This window comes from Rhodanobacter sp. G2-10 (genome assembly GCF_055809185.1).
Genome location: NZ_CM147900.1, coordinates 1,741,366 through 1,763,800, shown reverse-complemented (window position 1 = coordinate 1,763,800; position 22,435 = coordinate 1,741,366). Strand labels below are relative to the sequence as shown.

At 64.4% G+C, this 22,435-nt stretch carries 20 protein-coding genes; 10 read left to right on the top strand and 10 right to left on the bottom strand.

Annotated elements, in window-relative coordinates; translation table 11 throughout:
- Positions 1-6 precede the first annotated feature (6 nt).
- Positions 7-876, bottom strand: a complete 870-nt coding sequence (gene folD / locus AC0L58_RS08065) for a bifunctional methylenetetrahydrofolate dehydrogenase/methenyltetrahydrofolate cyclohydrolase FolD (RefSeq protein ID WP_473688404.1) — start codon at positions 874-876, stop codon at positions 7-9.
- A gap of 68 nt (positions 877-944) precedes the next feature.
- On the opposite strand from folD, the gene AC0L58_RS08060 reads away from it, so the two are divergent.
- Positions 945-1,514, top strand: a complete 570-nt coding sequence (locus AC0L58_RS08060) for a GNAT family N-acetyltransferase (protein WP_473688402.1) — start codon at positions 945-947, stop codon at positions 1,512-1,514.
- Between the two features lie 28 nt (positions 1,515-1,542).
- On the opposite strand, the gene der is transcribed toward AC0L58_RS08060, so the two are convergent.
- From der to ndk, 7 genes are all read right to left on the bottom strand, one after another.
- Positions 1,543-2,946 carry a ribosome biogenesis GTPase Der gene (gene der / locus AC0L58_RS08055; RefSeq protein WP_473688400.1) on the bottom strand — a complete coding sequence of 468 codons (1,404 nt, stop codon included), beginning with the start codon at positions 2,944-2,946 and terminating at the stop codon, positions 1,543-1,545.
- Positions 2,947-2,967: 21 nt separating this feature from the next.
- Positions 2,968-4,164: an outer membrane protein assembly factor BamB gene (bamB, locus tag AC0L58_RS08050; RefSeq protein ID WP_473688398.1), complete on the bottom strand. Its 1,197-nt coding sequence runs from the start codon at positions 4,162-4,164 to the stop codon at positions 2,968-2,970.
- Positions 4,161-4,811 carry a YfgM family protein gene (locus AC0L58_RS08045; RefSeq protein WP_473688396.1) on the bottom strand — a complete coding sequence of 217 codons (651 nt, stop codon included), beginning with the start codon at positions 4,809-4,811 and terminating at the stop codon, positions 4,161-4,163. Before AC0L58_RS08045 ends, bamB begins: the two co-directional genes overlap by 4 nt.
- 146 nt (positions 4,812-4,957) lie before the next feature.
- A complete protein-coding gene (locus AC0L58_RS08040; RefSeq protein WP_473688394.1) occupies positions 4,958-5,953 on the bottom strand; it encodes a RodZ domain-containing protein in 996 nt (331 codons plus the stop codon).
- Positions 5,950-6,738, bottom strand: a complete 789-nt coding sequence (gene pilW / locus AC0L58_RS08035; protein WP_473688392.1) for a type IV pilus biogenesis/stability protein PilW — start codon at positions 6,736-6,738, stop codon at positions 5,950-5,952. Before pilW ends, AC0L58_RS08040 begins: the two co-directional genes overlap by 4 nt.
- Complete coding sequence (gene rlmN, locus AC0L58_RS08030) at positions 6,728-7,858, bottom strand: dual-specificity RNA methyltransferase RlmN (RefSeq protein ID WP_473688390.1); 1,131 nt, start codon at positions 7,856-7,858, stop codon at positions 6,728-6,730. The genes pilW and rlmN overlap by 11 nt, the downstream gene beginning before the upstream one ends.
- 2 nt (positions 7,859-7,860) lie before the next feature.
- Complete coding sequence (gene ndk / locus AC0L58_RS08025; protein ID WP_473688388.1) at positions 7,861-8,286, bottom strand: nucleoside-diphosphate kinase; 426 nt, start codon at positions 8,284-8,286, stop codon at positions 7,861-7,863.
- A 236-nt stretch (positions 8,287-8,522) separates the two neighbouring features.
- On the opposite strand from ndk, the gene AC0L58_RS08020 reads away from it, so the two are divergent.
- From AC0L58_RS08020 to AC0L58_RS08010, 3 genes are all read left to right on the top strand, one after another.
- Entirely contained in the window at positions 8,523-9,137 is a 615-nt protein-coding gene (locus AC0L58_RS08020; RefSeq protein WP_473688386.1) for a TetR/AcrR family transcriptional regulator, read from the top strand.
- A 76-nt stretch (positions 9,138-9,213) separates the two neighbouring features.
- Positions 9,214-11,601, top strand: coding sequence for a 3-hydroxyacyl-CoA dehydrogenase/enoyl-CoA hydratase family protein (locus AC0L58_RS08015; RefSeq protein WP_473688384.1), 2,388 nt, complete (start codon positions 9,214-9,216; stop codon positions 11,599-11,601).
- A gap of 151 nt (positions 11,602-11,752) precedes the next feature.
- The gene (locus AC0L58_RS08010; protein WP_473688382.1) at positions 11,753-12,958 is read left to right on the top strand and encodes an acetyl-CoA C-acyltransferase; all 1,206 of its coding nucleotides are present in this window, start codon (positions 11,753-11,755) and stop codon (positions 12,956-12,958) included.
- A gap of 90 nt (positions 12,959-13,048) precedes the next feature.
- Here the strand turns inward: AC0L58_RS08010 and AC0L58_RS08005 are convergent, their stop codons facing one another.
- A complete protein-coding gene (locus tag AC0L58_RS08005; RefSeq protein WP_473688380.1) occupies positions 13,049-13,399 on the bottom strand; it encodes a carboxymuconolactone decarboxylase family protein in 351 nt (116 codons plus the stop codon).
- Between the two features lie 238 nt (positions 13,400-13,637).
- Here AC0L58_RS08005 and AC0L58_RS08000 point away from each other — a divergent pair, with 238 nt between their 5' ends.
- The 6 genes from AC0L58_RS08000 to AC0L58_RS07975 all read left to right on the top strand — a co-directional run bounded on the left by AC0L58_RS08000 (position 13,638) and on the right by AC0L58_RS07975 (position 20,420).
- A complete protein-coding gene (locus AC0L58_RS08000) occupies positions 13,638-15,077 on the top strand; it encodes an amidohydrolase (protein WP_473688377.1) in 1,440 nt (479 codons plus the stop codon).
- Positions 15,074-16,432, top strand: a complete 1,359-nt coding sequence (locus AC0L58_RS07995) for an amidohydrolase family protein (RefSeq protein ID WP_473688374.1) — start codon at positions 15,074-15,076, stop codon at positions 16,430-16,432. Before AC0L58_RS08000 ends, AC0L58_RS07995 begins: the two co-directional genes overlap by 4 nt.
- A 258-nt stretch (positions 16,433-16,690) precedes the next feature.
- Positions 16,691-17,566, top strand: a complete 876-nt coding sequence (locus AC0L58_RS07990) for a formate/nitrite transporter family protein (protein WP_473688372.1) — start codon at positions 16,691-16,693, stop codon at positions 17,564-17,566.
- Positions 17,567-17,678: 112 nt separating this feature from the next.
- Positions 17,679-18,545 carry an aldo/keto reductase gene (locus tag AC0L58_RS07985; protein WP_473688370.1) on the top strand — a complete coding sequence of 289 codons (867 nt, stop codon included), beginning with the start codon at positions 17,679-17,681 and terminating at the stop codon, positions 18,543-18,545.
- Between the two features lie 147 nt (positions 18,546-18,692).
- The gene (locus tag AC0L58_RS07980; protein WP_473688368.1) at positions 18,693-19,394 is read left to right on the top strand and encodes a pirin family protein; all 702 of its coding nucleotides are present in this window, start codon (positions 18,693-18,695) and stop codon (positions 19,392-19,394) included.
- 27 nt (positions 19,395-19,421) lie between these two features.
- The gene (locus AC0L58_RS07975; RefSeq protein WP_473688640.1) at positions 19,422-20,420 is read left to right on the top strand and encodes an NAD(P)H-quinone oxidoreductase; all 999 of its coding nucleotides are present in this window, start codon (positions 19,422-19,424) and stop codon (positions 20,418-20,420) included.
- A 206-nt stretch (positions 20,421-20,626) separates the two neighbouring features.
- Here the strand turns inward: AC0L58_RS07975 and AC0L58_RS07970 are convergent, their stop codons facing one another.
- Positions 20,627-22,393 carry a GmrSD restriction endonuclease domain-containing protein gene (locus AC0L58_RS07970; RefSeq protein ID WP_473688366.1) on the bottom strand — a complete coding sequence of 589 codons (1,767 nt, stop codon included), beginning with the start codon at positions 22,391-22,393 and terminating at the stop codon, positions 20,627-20,629.
- Positions 22,394-22,435: the final 42 nt, after the last annotated feature.

The window sequence follows — 22,435 nt, the reverse complement described above, 5'->3', positions numbered from 1 at the left end:
GGAAATTCACGCGCTGCGCGCTGCTTTCTCGCGTGCCTCAGCGGCTTCCAACGTGTTTTCCATCAACGTGGCGACGGTCATCGGACCCACGCCGCCCGGTACCGGCGTGATCCAGCTCGCCCGCTCGGAGGCGGGCTCGAACTCCACGTCGCCGACCAGGCGGCCATCATCCAATCGGTTGATGCCGACATCGATCACCACCGCGCCGGGCTTGATCCATTCGCCCCGGATCAGCCCCGGTTTGCCGACCGCGACGATGACGATGTCGGCCTGGCGCACGAAACTTTCAAGGTTGCGGGTGAAACGGTGGCACGAGGTGGTGGTGCAACCGGCAATCATCAGCTCCAGCACCAGCGGGCGTCCGACATGGTTGGACACACCCACCACCACGGCGTGCTGCCCACGCACCGGACGATCGGTGTGACCAAGCAGCGTCATCACGCCGCGTGGCGTGCACGGCCGCAGGCCAAACCGGCGCAGCGCCAGTCGGCCCACGTTGATGGCCTGGAATCCGTCCACATCCTTGTCGGGGTCGATGCGGTCGACCAGTGCGTCCTCGTCGATGTGCGCCGGCAGCGGCGACTGCACCAGGATGCCGTGCACGTCCGGATCGGCATTCAGGCGATCGATCAGCGCGAACAGTTCCGCCTGCGTGGTCTCCGCCGGAAGGTCGTGGTCGAATGAGCGAAAGCCGACCTGGTGACAGGCCTTGCGCTTGTTGCGCACGTAGACCGACGAGGCTGCGTCGCTACCGACCAGGACCACCGCCAGGCCGGGCGCCGGCAAGCCCTGCTCTACCCGCGCGGCGACCCGTTGGCCGAGTTGGCCAAGCAGTTCCTGGGCGATGCGTTTGCCGTCGAGTATGCGTGCGCTCATGCTGATGCCTGACTGTGAAGTGGTGCATTATCCGGGCTGGGCCACACGCGCACAAACGGCAGGCGGGCATGGTTGCAAATGAAGCGCTGGACGACGCGATCGAGCTCCACGACGCACGGCTGCGATTGCGGCCCTGGCGCGACGACGATGCCGCGGCCCTGGTCGACGCCGTGCAGGAATCCGTGGACAGCGTCGGGCGCTGGCTGCCTTGGTGTCATGCCGATTATGGTCCCGACGAAGCGACGGCCTGGATAAGCCAATGCCGCTCCGGCTGGCAGTCCGGTGCGCATTTCGCCTTTCCGCTGTTCGACGCGAACACGGGGCACCTGCTGGGCGGCGTGGGCCTCAACCAGGTTGATCAGCTGCATCGCCGGGCCAACCTGGGTTACTGGGTGCGCCAGTCTTTCCAACGGCAGGGTCTGGCGACGTCGGCGGCGCGGCTGGTGGCCCGTTTCGGCTTCGAGCGGCTGGGTCTGATCCGGATCGAGATCGTCGTCTTGCCGGACAACGTGCCGAGTCGCGCGACCGCGACGAGGCTCGGCGCGACCTTCGAATCGATCGCGCGCAATCGGCTGTGGGTCAACGGAAAAGAGCGCGACGCGGCGATTTACGGATTGATTCCGCAAGACCTCGGTTGACCGGGACGTCGGTCAAGACGGTGCCCGGTCAGCGCGTGCGCTTGATCAACTCGCTGCGTCGCCGACGTGCCTTGTGCTGCTGTTCCTTGGTCAGCACCTTCTTGCGCCCGGCGTACGGGTTGTCGCCCTCTCGGAACACGATCCGGATCGGCGTGCCTTCCAGCTTGTAGCGTTTGCGGAAGAAGTTTTCCAGGTAGCGCTGGTAGGCCGGCGCAATGTGCTTGGTACGCGTGCCATGGATCACGATCGTCGGCGGATTGGTGCCGCCCGGGTGCGCGAAACGCAACTTGGGCGCATGACCATGTACCAGCGGCGGCTGGTAGCTTTCGTAGGCCTTTTCCAGCGTCTTGGTGAGGTCCGAGGACACCAGCACCTTGGTCGCCGAGGTATGCGCGCGCACCACCGCCCGCATCAGCTCTCGCAGGCCTGAGCCGTGCAGCGCGGAAATCTGCACCTGCTTGGCCCAGTCGACAAACACCAGCCGGCGATCGAGCGCCCGACGGCATTCGTCGCGCTGGTAGCTATCCATGTCGTCCCACTTGTTGATCGCGATGACCAGCGCCCTGCCCTCGTCCATCGCGTAGCCGATCAGGGTGAGATCCTGGTCGGCGAGGTTTTCGCGGGCATCGATCATCACCACCACCACCTGGGCGGCCGCGATCGACTGCAGCGTCTTGATCACGCTGAATTTTTCGACCGCTTCCTCGACCCGCGCCTTGCGCCTGATGCCGGCGGTGTCGATCAGGGTGTAACGTTTGCCGTCGCGTTCCAGCGGTACGCGAATCGGGTCGCGCGTGGTGCCCGCCACGTTGGACACGATCAGCCGCTCTTCGCCGAGCAGGCGATTGATCAGGGTGGACTTGCCGGCATTGGGGCGCCCGACGATCGCGACGCGGATGCTGCCGTCCTCGCCTTCGGCCTCGACGGCGCTTTCCTCATCGGCCGGCAGCATCGGCAGCGCGACCCGGAGCAGCTCGTCGGTACCGCGATTGTGCGCGGCCGACAACGGCAGCGTCGCACCGATACCGAAGGCGGAGAACTCGGCCAGCACGGCCTGTTCGTCCAGTCCGTCGGTCTTGTTGACCACCGCGATGATCGGCTTGCCGCTGCGACGCAGCTCGCCCAGGATCACGTAGTCCTGCGGCAGCAAGCCGTCGCGGGCGTCGACCACGAAGATCAGGACGTTCGCTTCCTCGATCGCCAGGCGCACCTGCCTGGCGGTGAGCACGTCCATGGCTTCCTCGACGCCCGACAAGCCGCCGGTATCGACCACCACGAACGGCCGCTCGCCACTGCGACAGATGCCGTAGTGACGATCACGGGTGACCCCGGGCATGTCGGCCACGAGTGCGTCGCGACTGCGCGTCAGTACATTGAAAAGTGTCGACTTGCCGACATTCGGACGACCGACCAAGGCGACAACGGGCAGCATGATGGGGACTTCTTCGGGGGATCAGGGCGAGGACAGGCGATAGGCGCCGATATGGCCCTTCACGTCCTCGACGTAAACAATGTCACCGACCACCAGCGGTTGCGCGCGGATCGCCTTCTTGGACAGCCGCTCGCGCGCGGCGAGCGCGCCGTCGCCGGTTTGCAGCCAATGCACGTAGCCTTCCAAGTCGCCAACCACGACGTAGTTGCCCTGCACCGCCGGTCCGGTGAGCCAGCGATGCTCAAGCGCGCTGTTCTTCCACATGTCGGCGCCGCCGCTCTTGTCGAAGGCCCACACCTGCGAGTTGGCGTCGACACCGAAAATGATGTTGTCCTTGATGGCCAGCGAGGTGAAGGTGGAGAATTCACGCGTCCAGATCGGACGGCCGCTGGGGCCATCGATGGCGACAAGCTTGCCGTTGTAGGCCGCACCGAAAAGCGTGCTGCCGTCGAGCAGGATGCTGCCGTCGGCGTCGTCCATGCGATCGATCTCGGTTCGACCCTCGCCACTGGCCATGCGCTGTTCCCACAGCTTGGTGCCGTTGTCCAGACGCAGCGCGACGAGCAGGCCATCATCGCTGCCAAAGAACACCACGCCGTTGGCCACCAGCAGGCCGCCATTACCGCGCAGGCTGAGCAGCGGTACGTTGCCCTGGTCATACACCCACTGGCGCTTGCCGGTCGAGGCATCGAGCGAATACACGCGGCCATCACCGCCGCGTACCACAACCTGGTCGCCCACGATCACCGGCGAGGCAAGCACCTGGGTATTGATATAGGCTTCCCAGCGCGGACTGCCGTCTTTCGCATTCACGCCGTAGACATGGCCATCGAGCGTGCCCACGGCAAGCAGGTCGCCGCTGACTGCCGGACCACCGGCATACATGGCGTCCTTGCGCTTCTTGTCGCCCCAGCCGAACCAGCCATGGGTGCTCGAGCTTTTCGACCACAATTTCTTGCCGCTGGTTGCGTCAATCGCCGCCAGCTTGCCGTCAGTGCTGTCGGCGTAGAGCACGCCGTCGACCACGGTCGGGCGCAGCCGGACACCGCTCTCGCCAGCACCGTCGCCCACACTGGTTTTCCACAGGCGCGTCACCTGCACGGTCGGGGTGAAGTCCTTGGCCAACGGCGTCGGCGGCTGGACGTTTTCCTTCTTGAACGAATGGCAGCCCGCAAGGGTTGCCAACGAAACCAGTGTGATCAACAGAAATCTTTTCATGCACCCTGCTTCCCGGCCACGGCCAGATCATCGATTTTCATCTGCAAGGCGCCGCGTTGCGGCGCATCCTCGCTCAGTACCGACATGGCCGTGTGATAAGCCTTGCGCGCATCGTCCTGGCGTCCAAGCTTGACCAGCACATCACCGCGGAGTTCCTGAGCCAGCCCCTGAAAGCTGTCAGCAGGCATGCGATCCAGTGTGGCCAGCGCGGCCTTGGCCTGCTTGTTTGCCAACTCGACGCGGGCGATCCGCAACATGGTCAATGCCTTCAGCGGCGCCTCTGCGGCGTGACTCTCGGCCCACTGCAGCGAGGCCTCTGCCTTGTCCAGTTGCTTGTCCTGCACCTGCTGCCGCGCGAGATCGCTTACCGCAAACACGGCATACGGCGACTTGGCGTAATCATTCTTCAGCTGCTCCGTGAGCTGCACGGCGACATCCGGCTTGCCGCTCAGCTGGGCCAACTTGGCCTGCTGGTAGAGCTGCGATGCGGCACTCTGGCTGTTGGCCTGGTGCTTCTGCCATTGCTGCCATCCGAAGATGCCGACCAGGCCGATCAGCACGCCGACGACGATCGAGACACCGTTTTCGCGCAGCCACTTCTGGACCAGCTCGCTCTGTTCGTACTTGTCGTATTCTTCAAATGCCATGCAATCACCGTTCAATAAGCCGCGCAGCCACGAGCGCAGTCCAGCGCGATAAACCAAGGGATGGGTGGATCAGGCCCACCTGATAGCCAGGCGGGCAATGCGCAAGCATAACCGAAAAGGCCGCCACGGAGCGGCCGATGATGCGATCAGAGGCTGGCCGCGGAGGCCTTGCCGTCCTGCAGTTGCATGCGGAAATGCGCGACGTTGGCACGCTTGAAATCATCGAGCCCCACTGACTGGCCGTCGATTCTGACCTGGGCGCCGCTGACGTTGCCGATGCGCACATCAAGCGGCTGGTCGCTATGGTAGGTCCTGTGGCTGCCGGCCGGCAGCAGACCATATTCCATCCGCGTGCCGTCGGCCCGGGTCACCTCCACCCAGCTGGGTGCGGTGAGCGTCAGGTTCACGCTGTGGTCACCGCTACCCGATTCGACCGCAGCGGTCGCGGGCTTGGGCAACGCCATGCTTTTTTCGCTGGTCAGGTTTGGAAACGGTGCCATCGACGCCATCAGCGGCTGATCCGCTTCGGCCGCGTTGGTCACGGCAGGCGGCAGGGTCGGCGCTTGACCGGCTTGCTTGTCGCCCTTCGTCGAAGTCGCGGTCCCCGCCACTTCCTGCTGTGCCACGGGTGCGGCATCCAGCGGCGCCAGATGACTGAGGTCGCGATCCAGCGTGCTGCGCACGCCGAACCAGACCGTGGGTACCGCGATCACCAGGGTCAGCACCACATAGGTGGCCGCCGTGGCGTAACGATCCAGCAGGAAACGCGAATGCGAAATGCCACCGCTGGCCACCAGTGGGGCCTCGATCTGCCGGATGCGATCCATCTCGACCTGGACTGAGGCCTCGTTGATGCCCAGGTAACGCCCGTACTTGCTGATGTAGCTGCCCAGGTAGATCTTGGAGTCGATGCCGTCGTGCTGATCCTGCTCCAGCTTCCGCAGCACCCGAGCGGGCAGTCTCAGCGCGCTCGCGCAGCTCTCGAGATCCAGCCCACGCGCTTCACGCGCGGCGCGCAAGCGGCTGCCGAAGCTGGGTTCGTGGCTTTCACGCACCGCTTCGTTCCGCTCGACCGGAGGGTCGGCGAATGCGTCTGCGAGGCTGGGGTTCCGTGCGGGTGTGTCGGACTGGATGGACGTCATGGGCTGCTGGTGGGTTCAAGGGCGCGTGCCTGTTCCGAATCCGGGAACTGGCTGCGCAGTCGCTTGCCGTAATTTCGGGCCCCCTCTGGGTTGCCCATGCTGGATTCGATATCGTGACCGAGCTTGAGCGATGCGGCAGTCGGCGTGCCCAGAGCGTCGAAACGCTGCAGGAATGCCCTTGCACGAAACGCGTCCTTTTTCTCGTAAAGCAGGTTCGCGAGCTGGAAGAGTGCCTCGCCATCCTTGGGATTTCGCGCGATGGCGTCACGAAAATCCGCTTCAGCGCGCGTTTTGTCGCCTGCACGCAGCTGGCAGACGCCGGCATTGGTCAGCGCGACGCCCGGCGTCGCGTAAAACGGATCCGTCACCGCCTTGCGGAAATAGGTCTCGCCCTCGGCATACTTGCCGATCGAACACAGGAACTGACCCAGGTTGTTGTCCCAGGCGCCCTTGGCGGGGTCCAACTCAACCGCCTTGCGGTAGTGTTTCTCCGCCTCGTCGAGCTTGCCGATGCGCTCGTAGATCACGGCGATGACCGTATGTGCCGGCGCATAGTTCGGGTCGAACTGCAGCGCCATCTGCAGCTTGGCCAAGGCCGTCTGCAAGTCGCCCTGGACCAGATAATGCTGTCCCAGTTCGGTGTGGACGCGGGCGGCGTCCTTTGCCTGGTCGGCCTTGGTTTCCTGCGGCAGCGGCTTGCCCAGCGAGCCGCTGTTGGTGTGCGTGGTGATGCAACCAGCCAATGGCAACAACAGGCTCAGGATCAGGACCCGGTCAAATCGCATGTATCGCTCCTTGGTCCTGCCGTTTGCGGATATCGGCGCTGCGTCGGGTGCGGTCGGCAACCTGCCCGGCCAACTGACCGCAGGCCGCGTCGATATCGTCGCCGCGGGTACGCCGCAACATGGTCAGCACGCCCGCGCCGAGCAACTTCGTCTGGAAATCGTGGATGTCCTGCGCGTCGGAGCGCTCGTAGCGCGTGCCGGGGAATGGATTGAACGGGATCAGGTTGACCTTGCAGGTGGGCAGCTTGCGCATCAGCCTGATCAGCTGGCGGGCGTGCTCGGGCTGGTCGTTGACGCCCTTCATCAAGGTGTATTCGAAGGTGATCGAGGTGCGCGGCTTGCGCGCGATCCAGCGCTGGCAGGCAGCCAGCAATTCGGCGATCGGGTAGCGCTTGTTGATCGGCATCAGTTCGGTGCGCAGGTCGTCATTGGCCGCATGCAGCGACACCGCCAACGATACGTCGATGGCATCCGACAGCTGGTCGATCAGCGGCACCATGCCAGCCGTCGACAAGGTGACGCGCTTGGCCGCGAGGCCGAAGCCGAGATCGTCGCGCATCAGCTTCATCGCGCGCACCACGTTCTCGAAGTTTGCCAGTGGCTCGCCCATGCCCATCATCACCACGTTGGTGATGCGGCGGTTTTGATGGGTGACGTTGCCGAGATACTTCGCCGCCACCCACACCTGGCCGATGATCTCGGCGGTGGAAAGGTTGCGGTTGAAGCCCTGCGCGCCGGTGGAACAGAAGCCGCAGTTCAACGCACAACCGATCTGCGATGACACGCACAGTGTGCCGCGGGTCGGCTCGGGGATGTACACCGTCTCGATCGCGTTGCCGCTGTCCATGCCCAGCAGCCATTTGTGGGTGCCGTCAGTGGAAGCCTTGTCCAGCATCGTCTTCGGCGCACCGATGGTGCAAACCTCGGTGAGCTTGGCGCGCAGCGCCTTGCCCACGTCGGTCATGTTCTCGAAGTTGTCTTCCAGGTCGTGGTAGATCCACTTCATCACCTGTTCGGCGCGATACGGCTTCTCGCCGATCTGCGTGAAGAAATCACGCAGACCCTGGCGATCGAAATCGAGCAGGTTGACCTTCTTCGAGCTGGCGACAACTTCGGACATGGTTACCTTGAAACCATATCCGTCGCGGCGAAGAAATAGGCGATCTCGCCCTTGGCGGTGTCGACGGCGTCGGAGCCATGCACGGCATTGGCATCGATCGACTCGGCGAAGTCGGCGCGGATCGTGCCCGGCGCGGCTTCCTTCGGATTGGTCGCACCCATCAGGTCGCGATGCGCGAGCACGGCGTTCTCGCCCTCGAGCACGGTGATCATCACCGGACCGGAGATCATGAACTCGACCAACGCCTTGAAAAACGGGCGCTCGCGATGAACTGCATAGAAGCCTTCGGCCTCCTGTCGCGACAGCTGCTTCATGCGCGCGGCGACGATTTTCAGGCCGGCCTTCTCGAAACGGGCATAGATTTCGCCGATGACGTTCTTGGCGACGGCATCGGGCTTGATAATGGAAAGGGTGCGCTCCAGCGCCATGGGATCTGCTCCGGCAAACGGATTTCAAGGAAAGTGATTGCGCCGGCAACTACCGGCAAAAGCAGCTAAACCTGACAAGGATTGAGGATTTAGCCCACTAAAGTCTGACAGATTCTAGCTCATACGCAAGAACCGCGCAGAGTGCAACAAACGATCGTTTGACGTGCGGGAATCGCTTCACGTATCCTCAAACGATCGTTTGAATTGTCCGATCCACTGCAGGACACCTCCTCCCCGTGAATACGACCAGTTCCACCCGGGACCGCATCCTCGGCGCCGCCGAACAATTGTTCGCCCAACGCGGTTTCGATGGCGCTTCCCTGCGGCAACTGACGGCGGCCGCCGGGGTCAATCTGGCGGCGGTCAATTACCACTTCGGTTCCAAGGAAAAGCTGGTCGAGGAAGTGTTCCGCCGCCGACTGGATGCCCTGAACGCAGGCCGGCTGGCCGCACTGGCGAAGCTCGGCGATGACCATACCGCCACACTCGAGCAAGTGCTGGATGCCTATATCCGACCTGCGCTGGAGCTCTCGCACGAGGGCAACGGCGCGCTGTTCATGCGGGTGCTGGCCCGCGCCTTCGCCGAGCACGACGACACCTTGCGGCGCTTCCTGTCCGACAACTACGGTCACGTGATGCGCCAGTTCACCGCCGAATTCGCCCGCCTGCTGCCGCATCTGGGCAAGGCCGAGCTGTACTGGCGCATCGATCTGGTCACCGGCGCGCTGACCCACGCCATGTCCGGCTTCGGCATGATCCAGCGCAAGGACGATGTCAGCCAGCAGGCCCACCGCGAGCAGACCGTGCAGCACCTGGTCCGCTTCGCGGCCGCCGGGCTCAGCCACCCCTAGATTCTTCTCACTGGCCGGTAACGGCCGACTTGCCACTCTTCATCGAGTCATCACCATCGCACCATCGGAGAAGCCAATGACTGCTGCATCCTCCCCCACCTCCGGCCTGCGCATCCGCAAGGCCGCCGTGCTGGGCGCCGGTGTCATGGGCGCGCAGATTGCCGCCCACCTGACCAACGCCGGCGTCGAGACCGTGTTGTTCGATCTGCCCGCCAAGGAAGGCCCCAAGAGCGGCATCGCGCTGAAGGCCATCGCCAACCTCGCCAAGCTGTCGCCGGCGCCGCTGGCGGACAAGGCGCTCGCTGCCTCGATCATCCCCGCCAATTACGACGAGCACCTGGATCACCTCAAGAATGTGGACCTGGTGATCGAGGCCATCGCCGAGCGGATGGACTGGAAACTCGACCTTTACAAGAAGATCGCCAGCCACCTGTCGAAGACGGCAGTCATCGCTTCCAACACCTCGGGCTTGTCGATCACCAAACTGGCCGAGGCGCTGCCCGAGGAAATGCGCCATCGTTTCTGCGGCGTGCACTTCTTCAATCCGCCGCGCTACATGCATCTGGTCGAGCTGATCCCGACCAGGCTCACCGACAAGAAGGTGCTGGACGGTCTCGAAGCCTTCCTGGTCACCACCGTCGGCAAGGGCGTGGTGATTGCCAAGGACACCCCGAACTTCATCGGCAACCGCATCGGCGTGTTCTCGATGCTGTCGGCGATGTACCACACCGACCAGTTCAAGCTCGGTTTCGACACCGTCGACGCGCTGACCGGTCCGGCGCTGGGTCGCCCCAAGAGCGCCACCTACCGCACCGCCGACGTGGTCGGCCTGGACACCATGGCCCACGTCATCAAGACCATGGCCGACACCCTGCCCGACGATCCGTGGCACAAGTACTTCAAGGCGCCGGTGTGGTTGCAGGGCCTGATCGACAAGGGCGCGCTGGGCCAGAAGACCGGCGGCGGGTTCTACAAGAAGGTCGGCAAGGACATCCAGGTGCTGGACGTGGCCAAGCAGGACTTCCGTCCGTCCGAGCAGAAGCCGTCCGATGAAGTGGCCGCGATCCTGGCGATCAAGGACCCGGCCGAGAAGTTCGGCAAGCTGCGCGCGTCCAGCGACCCGCAGGCGCAGTTCCTGTGGTCCAGCTTCCGCGACCTGTTCCATTACAGCGCCTATCACCTGGCCGACATCGCCGACACCGCGCGTGACGTGGACTTCGCGATCCGCTGGGGCTACGGCTGGAAGCTCGGCCCGTTCGAGACCTGGCAGGCCGCGGGCTGGCAGCAGATCGCCGAATGGATCAACGAAGATATCAAGTCCGGCAAGGCGATGAGCGACGCGCCCCTGCCCGCCTGGGTCACCGATGGTCGCAAGGGAGTGCATCACAAGGACGGCTCCTACTCGGCCAGCGCCAACGCCGACAAGCCGCGTTCGCAGCATCCCGTTTACAAGCGTCAACTGTTCCCCGATCCGATCCTGGGCGAGAAGTTCGATACCGGCACCACGGTGTGGGAGAACGACGGCGTGCGCCTGTGGACGCTGGGCGACGACGGCATCGGCATCCTCTCGTTCAAGACCAAGATGAACACGGTCAACGACCACGTGCTCGACGGCGTGCAACACGCGATCAAGCTGGCCGAGGAAAAACTCAAGGCGGTGGTGATCTGGCAGACCGGCGAGCCGTTCTCCGCCGGCGCGGATCTCAAGGGCGCGCTGGGCCTGCTGAAAGAAGGCAAGTTCGACGATTTCGAGAAGATGGTGACCAACTTCCAGGCCACCAGCATGGCGATCAAGCACTCGCTGGTGCCAGTCGTCTCCGCCGTACGCGGCATGGCCTTCGGCGGTGGCTGCGAGTTCCAGATGCATTCGGCCCGCACCGTCGCGGCGCTGGAAAGCTACATCGGCCTGGTCGAGGCCGGCGTGGGTCTGCTGCCTGCCGGTGGCGGGCTGCATGAACTGGCGATCCGCGCGGCCAAGGCCAACCCGGCCGATCCGTTCGAGGAGCTGAAGAAGGTGTTCGAGACCGTGGCGATGGCCAAGGTCTCGGCCAGCGCATTCGAGGCGAAGAATCTTGGCTTGCTGCGCGACAGCGACGTGGTCGTGTTCAACGCCTACGAGCTGTTGTATGTCGCCAAGCAGGTGGCCAATGCCCTGGCCGAAAGCGGCTACCGCCCACCGCTGCCTGCCAATGCGATCCCGGTCGCCGGTGATGTCGGTACCGCCACCTTCAAGGCCTCGCTGGCCAACCTGCAAGCGGGTTACTTCGCCTCGCCGCACGATGTCGACATCGCCACCCGCATCGCCGACACCCTGTGCGGCGGCGTGATCGAGCGCGGCTCGACCGTCGACGAGGAATGGCTGCTGGCACTGGAACGCAAGCACTTCGTGGAGCTGGCCAGGACCGAGAAAACCCAGGCCCGCATCGCCCACACCATGACCACCGGCAAACCGCTCAGGAACTGACCCGAACCTTCCACGCCGTCATCCCGGCGAAAGCCGGGATCCAGTGCCTCAAGCCGCAAAGCCGAAGACACTGGATGCCAGCCTCCGCTGGCATGACGATCAAAAACCAAAGCCGTCGCTGCTGCATGCGCGACGCAACGGAGCAAGAACCATGACCAAGCAAGTGCAAGACGCCTACATCGTCGCCGCCACCCGCACCCCGGTCGGCAAGGCGCCGCGCGGCGTGTTCCGCCACACCCGTCCGGACGACATGCTCGCCCACGTGATCCGTGCCGTGATGACGCAGTACCCAGGTATCGACCCGCACCGCATCGGCGACGTGGTCATCGGCTGCGCCATGCCCGAGGCCGAGCAAGGCATGAACGTGGCGCGCATCGGCGCGCTGCTGGCCGGCCTGCCCCACACCGTGCCCGGTGTCACCATCAACCGCTTCTGTTCCTCCGGCTTGCAGTCGGTGGCGATGGCGGCCGATCGCATCCGCCTGGGTCTGGACGACCTGATGCTCGCCGGCGGTACCGAGAGCATGAGCATGGTGCCGATGATGGGCCACAAGATCGCGATGAACCCCGCGATCTTCACCGACGAGAACATCGGCATCGCCTACGGCATGGGCATCACCGCCGAGAACGTGGCCAAGCAGTGGAAGGTCAGCCGCGAGCAGCAGGACGCGTTCTCGGTCGAAAGCCATCGTCGCGCCCTGGCTGCCCAGGCTGCCGGTGAATTCAATGACGAGATCACCCCGTTCCAGCTCGACGACCATTACCCGGATCTGGCCAAGCGCAGCATCAAGACCGACAGTCGGGTGATCGACCAGGACGAAGGTCCGCGCGCCGGCACCACGCTCGAGGTGCTGGCCAAGCTGCGCACCGTGTTCCGCAACGGCCAGTTCGGCGGCACCGTCACCGCCGGCAACTCCAGCCAGATGTCCGACGGTGCCGGCGCCGTGATGCTGGCCAGCGAAAAGGCGATCAAGGAATTCAACCTGCAGCCGCTGGCCCGTTTCGTCGGCTTCTCCGTCGCCGGGGTTCCGCCGGAAGTGATGGGGATTGGCCCGAAGGAAGCCATTCCCAAAGCCCTCAAGGACACCGGCATCAAGCAGGATCAGCTGGACTGGATCGAGCTCAACGAAGCCTTCGCCGCGCAGGCGCTGGCCGTGATGGGCGATCTCAAGCTCGATCCCGCCAAGGTCAACCCGCTGGGCGGCGCCATCGCGCTGGGCCATCCGCTCGGAGCCACTGGCGCGGTACGCATTGCCACCTTGGTGCACGGCATGCGCCGACGCAAGCAGAAGTACGGCATGGTCACCATGTGCATCGGCACCGGCATGGGCGCGGCGGGCATTTTCGAAGCGCTGTAAGCAAGCCTTGGCGAGAAACACGAACGGCACCGTTGCGAGACGGTGCCGTTCTTTATTCGTGCGCCTGCGCTGGAGACAGTGCGAATGCCCTCAGCTCTTTCCGCCGAACTCCTCCCATGCGCGCACGGCGTCGGCCGCATACATCAGCGAGGGGCCGCCGCCCATGTAGACCGCCACGGCCAGCGTCTCGGTGAGCTGCTCGTAGCTGGCGCCCATGCGCACCAAAGCCTTCACGTGGAAACCGATGCAACCGTCGCAGCGCCCGGCCACGCCGATCGACAGGGCCATCAGTTCCTTGTCGATGGCCGAAAGCACGCCCGGCTCCATGGCGGCCTTGGACATGGCTGAAAATCCGTCCAGCGTGCCCGGCTGCGCCGCGCGCAGGGTGCCGACGGCCTTGCTGAGGTCCTGGGTGAGTTGCTTGTACGACTTGCTGGACATCGACGTGCTCCGACTGGGGGACACCGCCAGTGTGAGCCGAATCCGGCTGCGCGCAGGCGCGTGCGACAGCGTGTCGCGGCATCCCGCGAGGCGATGCCGGAGGTGCCGCGTCAGCTGACGGGACTTTCCCCACCGTTCGCGTTACGGTTCGCGTCAAGGTTTTTCGAACCGTGGCGACGGATGTGCCGCATGATGCCGACCAGGGCCGGACTGGCATGGTGTCCACTTGGGAGCAAAGATGAAATCGTCACACTTGCGCGCGGCGATGCTCGCGACCTGCATCCTGTTCACCGCCGGCTTCGTTGCGCACGCCGCAGACACGCCACCATCGGAATTTCCGCCGGATGCGTTCCCGTCCACGTACCAGCCCCTGCCCGCGCAGACCACGCTGATCACGCACGCCATGATCTACACCGGTACCGGCGAGCGCATCGACGACGGCTCGATCCTGCTGCGTGACGGCAAGATCGCCGCGATCGGCAAGCAGGTCGAGGCGCCGGCAGGCGCGGTGGTCATCGATGCCAAGGGCAAGTACGTCACGCCCGGCCTGATCGACGTGCATTCGCACCTGGGCGTCTATCCGTCGCCCTCGGTCGCCGTGACCGGCCAGGGCAACGAGATGACGAACCCGAACACGGCGCAGGTGATGGCCGAACATTCGGTCTGGCCGCAGGACCCCGGCTTCAACACGGCCCGCGCCGGTGGCGTGACCACGCTGCAGATTCTCCCCGGCTCGGGCAACCTGATCGGCGGGCGCGGCGTGGTGCTGAAGAACGTGCCGGCAACCACCGTGCAGGCGATGAAGTTCCCGAACGCGCCCTATGGCCTGAAGATGGCCTGCGGCGAAAACCCGATGCGCGTCTACGGCAGCCGGCATCAGTTCCCCTCCACCATCATGGGCAACGTCGCCGGTTACCGGCAGGCGTTTGCCGACGCCCAGGCTTACGACCGCGAATGGAAGGCGTGGCAGGCCAAGGTCAAGGCCAAGGGCGCCGCCGAGGCCGGCTCACCACCAAAGCGCGACCTCGGCAAGGAAACGCTGGCCGAAGTGCTGGACGGCAAGATCCTGATCCAGATGCATTGCTACCGCTCCGACGAGATGGCCGCACTGCTCGATGTCGCCAAGGAGTTCAACTTCAGGATCACCGCGTTCCATCACGCCGTCGAGGCCTACAAGATTCCGAAACTGCTGGCGAAAACCGATACCTGCGCCGCGGTCTGGGCGGACTGGTGGGGCTTCAAGATGGAGGCCTGGGATGGCATTCGCGCCAACCTGGCGATGACCGACGCGGGCGGTGCCTGTGCCTTGATCCATTCCGACGATCCCAACGGCATCCAGCGCCTCAACCAGGAGGTGGCCAAGGCCTGGGCCGCGGGCCGGCAAGCCGGGCTCGGCACCAGCAAGGCGCATGCGGTGATGTGGATGACGCTGAACCCGGCCAGGGCGCTGGGTCTGGCCGACCGCATCGGTTCGCTGGAACCGGGCAAGAATGCCGACGTGGTGCTCTGGAGCGCCGACCCGTTCAGCGTGTACGCGCACACCGAAAAGGTATTCCTCGACGGCGCCGTGGTCTATGACCGCGCCGATCCAGCGCGGCAGTCGAAGTCGGACTTCATGCTCGGCAGCTTGGTGAAGCCGACCGCCACCGACGACCTGGCCGGGGAGGACGCGCCATGAAATACCTGATGATGCTGCTGGCGCTGTCCTGCGTCGCCTGCAGTCCCGCGAAGGACCCGGACAGCCATGCCGACAAGGCTGTCGTCGCCAACCACGCCGACACCGCCAGCACCGCCAGCGGAACCTATGCAATCAGCGGCGGCACGGTCTACACGCTGGGCAAGGCCGGCAAGATCGAGCACGCCACGGTGCTGATCAAGGACGGCCGGATCGCCGCCGTCGGCACCGACGTCGGGATCCCGGCCGATGCCGAGCGCATCGACGCCACCGGCAAGATCGTCACGCCCGGCATCTTCGATCCGCAGAGCCAGTTCGGCGTCGTGGAAGTCGAGGCGGTCGCTGAAACCCGCGATGCCTCGGCCGGCAAATCACGCTTCAGCGCCGCGTTCGACGTCGCCGACGCCATCAACCCGCGCTCCGTGCTGATCCCGGTCAACCGCATTGCCGGGGTCACCCGCGCGATGGTATCGCCGACCGACAGCGACGAGCACATCATCGCCGGTCGTGGCGCCATCATCGACCTGGGCTCCACCGAGGGCTTCATCCACCGCGACCCGGCCGCGATGTTCGCCACGCTCGGCGAATCCGGCGCGAAACTGGCTGGTGGTTCGCGCGCCAGCGCGCTGCTGGCGCTGCGCGAGGCGCTGCAGGACGCCCGCGACTACGCCGCCAACACCAACGCCTACGCCAGCAACAGGCGCCGCCCGTACACGCTTACCCGGCTGGATTTGGAAGCGCTGCGCCCCGTGCTGGACGGCAGCATGCCGCTGGTGATCCACGTCGAGCGCGCCAGCGATATCGAGGCGGCGCTGCGGCTGGCCCGCGACTTCAAGCTGAAACTCGTCGTCTCCGGCGGCGCCGAGGCGTGGATGGTCGCCGATCAACTGGCCAGGGCCAAGGTGCCGGTGCTGCTCAATCCGCTGGAGGACCTGCCCTCCCACTTCGAATCACTGGGTTCCACCCTGGAGAACGCCGCACGGCTGCAACAGGCCGGCGTGCTGATCGCCTTCGCCACCGGCGAAACCCACAACGCCCGCAACGTCACCCAGGCCGCCGGCAACGCCGTCGCCAACGGCCTGCCCTGGCTGGATGCGCTCAAGGCGCTGATGTTGAACCCGGCGCAGATCTACGGCATGGACAAGGACCTGGGCACACTGGAGCCAGGCAAGCTGGCCGACTTGGTGGTCTGGAACGCCGATCCGCTGGAGCTGTCCAGCGCACCGGATCAGGTCTTCATCGCCGGCCGCAAGATTCCGATGGTCAGTCGGCAAACCATGCTGCGCGATCGGTACATGCGGGCGATGCGGGACGAGGCTGCACTGCCGGCGGGATATCTGGTGCCCGCCACCAAGTGACGGCAGGCGCCAGTCGTCTGCTGAAGGGTCAGCACCGGGACGCGCCGTCGCCGGGTCGTCCGCAATGTCCCACCTGGGTGTCGTTGCGCCCGCGGCCGCCTGATCTTCACGCGGGCTTGCGCGCATTCGTTGTCTTGTGGGTACGCGCGCTTCCGCTCGATGTGCGGCAGCGTCCACGGGAGTTCGGATGTCCTCGGTCGTTCGGCCGGTTCTGGTGTCCGGCCCTGCATCGTTCAACAGACAGGTCTCGGATCACAGATGAGCGCGCCGCCCACCAAAACAGCCGACAAAGAGCCCGACGACCGGAATAAAGCCGACGGAGACGACGGTTTTGCCCTTTCGCACGACGAGAAGGTCGAGGTCGAGCGCAAGCGGCCGCCAAGGGTGGCGGTGCTGCACGAGATCATCCGCAGCAATGGCGAGCAGGAACTCAAGCGCAGCGTGAGCGCGCTGGCCTGGTCGTCACTGGCAGCCGGCTTGTCGATGGGCTTCTCGCTGCTGGCACGCGGCGTCTTGCGGCGCTATGTCGGCGACCTGCCCGGCGGCTTTCTGCTTGAATCGCTGGGTTATCCGCTGGGATTCCTTCTCGTGGTGTTGTCGCGCCAGCAACTCTTCACCGAGAACATCATGACCGCCGTGCTGCCGGTGATGACCGAGCCCACGGCCGAGAAATTCCGCTGCTTCATGCGCTTGTGGTCGGTGGTGCTGGTCGGCAACCTGGTCGGCGTCTCGCTGTTCGCGTTCGGGCTGTTGCACCTGGATCAGTTCGACGCCGCCACCGAGAAAGCCTTTGTCGAGGTCGGCGAAGAGTTGATGACCAATTCGGCCTGGCAGATGTTCACCAAGGGCATCCTGGCAGGCTGGCTGATCTCGATGATGGTGTGGATGCTGGCCGCCGCCGAGAATTCGCGCTTCATGATCATCCTCTTCACCACCTATGTCATCGCCATGGGCGACTTTACCCACATCATCGTGGGCTCGGTCGAAGCGATGTATCTGGTATTCGACGGACGCCTGGCCCTGCTCGATTGCATCACGCAGTTCGCCCTGCCGACGCTGGCCGGGAACATTGTCGGTGGGAGCCTGATCTTCGCCTTGATCAGCCACGCGCAGGTGCGCAGCGACGCCGACTGAGCGCGCGCACAACACGGCGCGCATAACACGGTACGCACGAACCGGAGACCTGCCGTGGACACGCACCGCGCTAGGCTCTCGTCTTGATCTCACTACCGCATCAGGATTCTCCATGGCCGACAAACCCGCAGCCGCTTCCGGCACGTTCTCCATTGACGGCGAGCTGACCGTCCATCGCCTTGGCTTTGGCTCCATGCGCGTCACCGGTCGCGGCATCTGGGGCGAACCGGCCGATCGCGCCGAGTGCATCCGCACCCTCCAGCGGCTGCCGGAGCTGGGCGTGGATTTCATCGACACCGCCGACGCCTACGGCCCGGATGTGGCCGAGCCGCTGCTGCGCGAAGCGCTGCATCCGTACGAGAACATGGTGATCGCGACCAAGGGCGGCCTCACCCGTTCCGGGCCGGACCAGTGGATACCGCTGGGTCGGCCGGAATACCTGATCCAGCAGGCGCACAAGAGCCTGCGGCAGTTGGGTGTGGAGCGGATCGACCTGTGGCAACTGCACCGTATCGACGACAAGGTGCCGCGCGACGAACAGTTCTCGGCGATCAAGTCGCTGCTGGATGATCGCCTCATCGCGCACGCCGGCCTCAGCGAAGTCTCGGTGGAGGACATCATCGCCGCGTCCAACCACTTCAAGGTCGCCACCGTGCAGAACCGCTTCAACCTGGTCAACCGCGCCAGCGAAGACGTGCTCGAGTATTGCGAGAAGCACGGCATCGGCTTCATTCCGTGGGCGCCACTGGATTCAGGCCACCTGGTGAAGCCTGGTTCGCTGCTGGAGAAACTGGCGAAGGAACACGATGCCTCGCCCAGCCAGCTTGCCCTGGCCTGGATGCTCAAGCGCAGCCCGGTCATGCTGCCGATTCCCGGCACCTCGAAGGTCGAACACCTGGAACAGAATGTCGCCGCCGCCAGGATCGAACTGACCGACGAACAGTTCAGCGCGCTGGACGCGGCAGGCAAGGCGGCCTAGCGTCTCGTCCGGCAGGTCGCCCCTGCCGGCGCATTCGCCGATTCGCGAACTGACTGTTTCCCTGACGTGCATTCCGTGACGCCAGGCCCGACCTCATCATGTGGTCACGCGCATGTGGCGCACGGAAAACGGAGCGGAGCACAGATCATGATTGAACGCAGAACCTTCGACAGCCTGGGCGGCGCGGACCACGGCTGGCTCAAGGCGAAACACCACTTCTCGTTTGCCGGCTATCACGACCCCAAGCGCATGGGTTGGGGCGCCCTGCGCGTGTGGAACGACGACACCATCGCCGCGGGCACCGGCTTCCCGCCGCATCCGCACGCCGACATGGAGATCATCACCTACGTGCGCGAAGGCGCGATCACCCATCGCGACAACCAGGGCAACGAAGGCCGCACCGAGGCCGGCGACGTGCAGGTGATGAGCGCGGGCAGCGGCATCACCCACTCCGAATACAACATGGAGTCGAACGCCACCCGCATCTTCCAGATCTGGATCATCCCCGACCAGCACGGCCAGCGACCCTCGTGGGGCGCGCGACCGTTCCCGAAGGGCGACCGCTCCGGGCGCTTCGTCACCCTCGCCAGCGGCACCCCCGGCGACGGCGATGCCCTGCCCCTGCGCACCGATGCGCGGGTGTCGGGGGCCACCTTGAAGGCGGGCGAGAGTATCGTCCATGCCCTGGACGCCGGCCGCTACGCCTATCTGGTGCCCTCCACCGGCATTGTCGACATCAACGGCACGCGCATCGAAACACGCGACGGTGCGGCCATCCGCGACGAGCGGGAGCTGCGCATCACCGCCGTCGAAGACGCGGAGCTGGTACTTGTCGACACGCCAGCCTGACCACACCCCGGAGCCCCCATGGCCACCATGCAAGCCATCGAAATCACCGAACCCGGCGCCGCAGACGTCCTGCAACTGACGGAGCGCGCGATCCCCCGGCCGGGTCCGGGCGAGGTGCTGATCAGGGTGGCGGCAGCCGGCGTCAATCGGCCGGACGTATCCCAGCGCCAAGGCAACTACGCCCCGCCACCCGGCGCCTCCGACCTGCCTGGGCTGGAGGTGGCCGGCGAACTGGTCGAGGGCGACATGAGCGGCGACAACCCGTTCGCCCTGGAGCGCGGCGACCCGGTGTGCGCGCTGCTCACCGGCGGCGGCTACGCCGAATACGCCGTGGTGCCGCTGCTGCAATGCCTGCCGATTCCCGGCGACCTGAGCTTGCTGGAGGCGGCCGCGCTACCGGAAAACTACTTCACCGTATGGAGCAACGTGTTCGATCGCGGCCGGCTCGGCACCGGCGCAGGCGGCAAGCCCGAATCGCTGCTGGTCCAGGGCGGCTCCAGCGGCATCGGCGTCACCGCCATCCAGCTGGCGCACGCGCTCGGCCACCGCGTCTTCGCCACTGCCGGCAACGCCGAAAAATGCGCGGCCTGCGAAAAGCTCGGCGCCCACGCCATCAACTACCGCGAGCAGGACTTCGTCGAGGAAGTGAAAAAGCACACCGACGGGCGCGGCGTGGACGTGATCCTGGACATGGTCGCCGGCGATTACATCCCGCGCGAACTGGAGCTCTTGGCCGAAGACGGCCGACTGGTGCTGATCGCCACCCTGGGCGGCAAGCTGGCCGAGATCAATGCCATGCAGATCATGCTGCGCCGACTCACCATCACCGGCTCCACCCTGCGCGCGCGACCGGTCGCGTTCAAGGCCGCATTGGCCAGGCAGCTGCATGAGCGCGTGTGGCCGCTGCTGGAATCAGGCAAGGCCAAACCGGTGATCCATCAGGTATTCCCGGCACGCGAGGCGGCCAAGGCGCATGCGCTGATGGAGAGCAGTGAGCATATCGGGAAGATCATGCTGGAGTGGTAGCTGGGTGGTGCAAACCGATCGAGTGCGCTTTCGGGATTTTCGCAACACATCAGGCGAAACTGCCAGCACGCCGCCCACCTCAAGTCACTTTTATTGTCGCTGATGCCATTTTCTGCTTACTTGGGAAATAGTGTCGGGCTGACAAGGGACAGTATCCACGCGCCGAACGGCGGTTTCCGGTCCTGGGGGTGCTGCACCTTTTCGCATTACAACAACGTCTCAAAACCACGCCGGACGATATCGGCCATCAGCTTGCGCCGCTCCACCAGAAAGTCGGCGTAGCACATCAACTGCCAGTCCACCGGCAGCGCATGCAGCTCATGCATACATTTCCAATCCTCGACGCTAAAACGAGCCTTGATCTTCGGCACATATTCAGTCGGCGGGTCGTCACTGATCTCGATGTTGTCCGGCCATTCCAGCAATGCATAGTTCGCCATCTGGTTGATGATCTTGCGGTCCTCCTCGCCTTCCTTCTGCAGCCACGCCACAGGAAACAGATGGTGCCGTTCCAGCGACTTCTTCTTGGTCTTCAGGGCGGGATCAAGCAGTTCGCTCACCTTTTTGTGCGAGAAAAGTACCGGCGCATTCAGACGGTTTTGTGCGGCAACGTAGGCGAACAACTCCGGATTGCGCGCGGACGAACTGTTCAACGCGGCCGGCAAAGTGATTGCCCAGAAGTCGCGGGTCAGCTGGTTGGTCATCAGCTCATCAAGAATTCCAATGAACTGTCCGGCATAACATACGCCCCGCAGCCGGTTAAGGTCCCCATCCATCACAGACTCCGGCGAGCTGCTGTAGCGACCGGTAAGGCTGGCGAAATAGAACCAGCGCCCGATCACCTTCTGTAGCTGGTGTTCGGGGACTTTGCACTGGGTGCGGCCGATGAGATAGAACGCGTAGGCATACACCAGCGCCATCTGCGAGGAGATCATTTCACGGCTACGGAAGCCGGCACCAATCAGCGCGCTCAGGAACTGATGCCAGCAGGTCAGATCCAGCACCTTCGCCTGCGCCTGCTGCAATACCTGAAACTGAGTGTCCCGGTGAGCAGCAGAGAACTGGCCCGTGTCCAAATCCTTGCCGCGCAGCACCTGGTACACGCTTTTCAGGCGGCCGCGTGAAAAGCCCAACGCGACCGACACACGCAGCAGTTGATCCGGGTCCGGCTCGATGAAATGATTGAACGGCGAAGCATCACTGCCGGCAGCCGGTGGCTGACGTGAAGCGCGACAAAAGTGCTCTAGTGCCGCTCTGCCCTCGTCCCAAAACACCGACAGCAGGGTCAGCAGAAAGTCGGCCTGATTGAGCTTCACACCTTCGCTGTTGATACGCACGAAAATGTCGGCCACCTGCTCCTCGTCTACGCTGGATGCGATCTCCAGTGCAGTGAACGGGTATTTCTGCAGGTCGAACAACCGGTCGAGGCTGTGGCTTATCTGTTCCTCCTCCTCATCGCTCAACGTGGTCTTGGCGCTCAGCCCCTTCAGGAACTCCTTCACCATCTTGAAGCTGGAGCTACCCGACGCCCAAAGGTCGGAAATATTCGCAATCCACTCGGGATCACGCTTGATAGCAGCATCCGCCACGTCAAAGCGACCGTCGCGTGGGCGAAAAGCGATCTCGATGCGCCGCTCGCGGTAGTCATCGTCGAGGACCTGCTTGCCACGGAACACAGCGTACAGCGACGTGAGCCGCTGCTGTCCATCCACGATGAGCCGCGAAGGCGCGGTGTGTACCTTGTTGCCCACACCGATCTGTTTGGCGCCGTTCGTCTGGGCGTTCTCCCAGAACAAAAAATAGCCAACGGGAAAGCCGCGATACATCGAGTCGAAAAGATCCCGTACTTTGGCATTGGACCACACGAATGGCCGCTGGATATCAGGCAGGCCGATGTCACCAACATCCAGGTAATGCAGCAGATTGGAAAGGTCGTAGTCCACCCGTTTGAAGCATGTCTTCATGTCGCTCATACAACCATCTCCCTGATACTTGCCCACACGCCGCGGTCCGAG

Excerpts from the sequence above, each read along its gene's own strand:
- AC0L58_RS08015 (WP_473688384.1), top strand. The coding sequence starts at position 9,214 with ATGACTGCTGCATCCTCCCCCACCTCCGGCCTGCGCATCCGCAAGGCC.
- der (WP_473688400.1), bottom strand. The coding sequence starts at position 2,946 with ATGCTGCCCGTTGTCGCCTTGGTCGGTCGTCCGAATGTCGGCAAGTCG.
- AC0L58_RS07990 (WP_473688372.1), top strand. The coding sequence starts at position 16,691 with ATGAGCGCGCCGCCCACCAAAACAGCCGACAAAGAGCCCGACGACCGG.
- rlmN (WP_473688390.1), bottom strand. The coding sequence starts at position 7,858 with ATGTCCGAAGTTGTCGCCAGCTCGAAGAAGGTCAACCTGCTCGATTTC.
- AC0L58_RS08045 (WP_473688396.1), bottom strand. The coding sequence starts at position 4,811 with ATGGCATTTGAAGAATACGACAAGTACGAACAGAGCGAGCTGGTCCAG.
- folD (WP_473688404.1), bottom strand. The coding sequence starts at position 876 with ATGAGCGCACGCATACTCGACGGCAAACGCATCGCCCAGGAACTGCTT.
- pilW (WP_473688392.1), bottom strand. The coding sequence starts at position 6,738 with ATGCGATTTGACCGGGTCCTGATCCTGAGCCTGTTGTTGCCATTGGCT.
- AC0L58_RS08040 (WP_473688394.1), bottom strand. The coding sequence starts at position 5,953 with ATGACGTCCATCCAGTCCGACACACCCGCACGGAACCCCAGCCTCGCA.
- AC0L58_RS08060 (WP_473688402.1), top strand. The coding sequence starts at position 945 with ATGGTTGCAAATGAAGCGCTGGACGACGCGATCGAGCTCCACGACGCA.
- AC0L58_RS07975 (WP_473688640.1), top strand. The coding sequence starts at position 19,422 with ATGCAAGCCATCGAAATCACCGAACCCGGCGCCGCAGACGTCCTGCAA.
- AC0L58_RS07980 (WP_473688368.1), top strand. The coding sequence starts at position 18,693 with ATGATTGAACGCAGAACCTTCGACAGCCTGGGCGGCGCGGACCACGGC.
- AC0L58_RS08010 (WP_473688382.1), top strand. The coding sequence starts at position 11,753 with ATGACCAAGCAAGTGCAAGACGCCTACATCGTCGCCGCCACCCGCACC.
- bamB (WP_473688398.1), bottom strand. The coding sequence starts at position 4,164 with ATGAAAAGATTTCTGTTGATCACACTGGTTTCGTTGGCAACCCTTGCG.
- ndk (WP_473688388.1), bottom strand. The coding sequence starts at position 8,286 with ATGGCGCTGGAGCGCACCCTTTCCATTATCAAGCCCGATGCCGTCGCC.
- AC0L58_RS07995 (WP_473688374.1), top strand. The coding sequence starts at position 15,074 with ATGAAATACCTGATGATGCTGCTGGCGCTGTCCTGCGTCGCCTGCAGT.
- AC0L58_RS07970 (WP_473688366.1), bottom strand. The coding sequence starts at position 22,393 with ATGAGCGACATGAAGACATGCTTCAAACGGGTGGACTACGACCTTTCC.
- AC0L58_RS08005 (WP_473688380.1), bottom strand. The coding sequence starts at position 13,399 with ATGTCCAGCAAGTCGTACAAGCAACTCACCCAGGACCTCAGCAAGGCC.
- AC0L58_RS08000 (WP_473688377.1), top strand. The coding sequence starts at position 13,638 with ATGAAATCGTCACACTTGCGCGCGGCGATGCTCGCGACCTGCATCCTG.
- AC0L58_RS07985 (WP_473688370.1), top strand. The coding sequence starts at position 17,679 with ATGGCCGACAAACCCGCAGCCGCTTCCGGCACGTTCTCCATTGACGGC.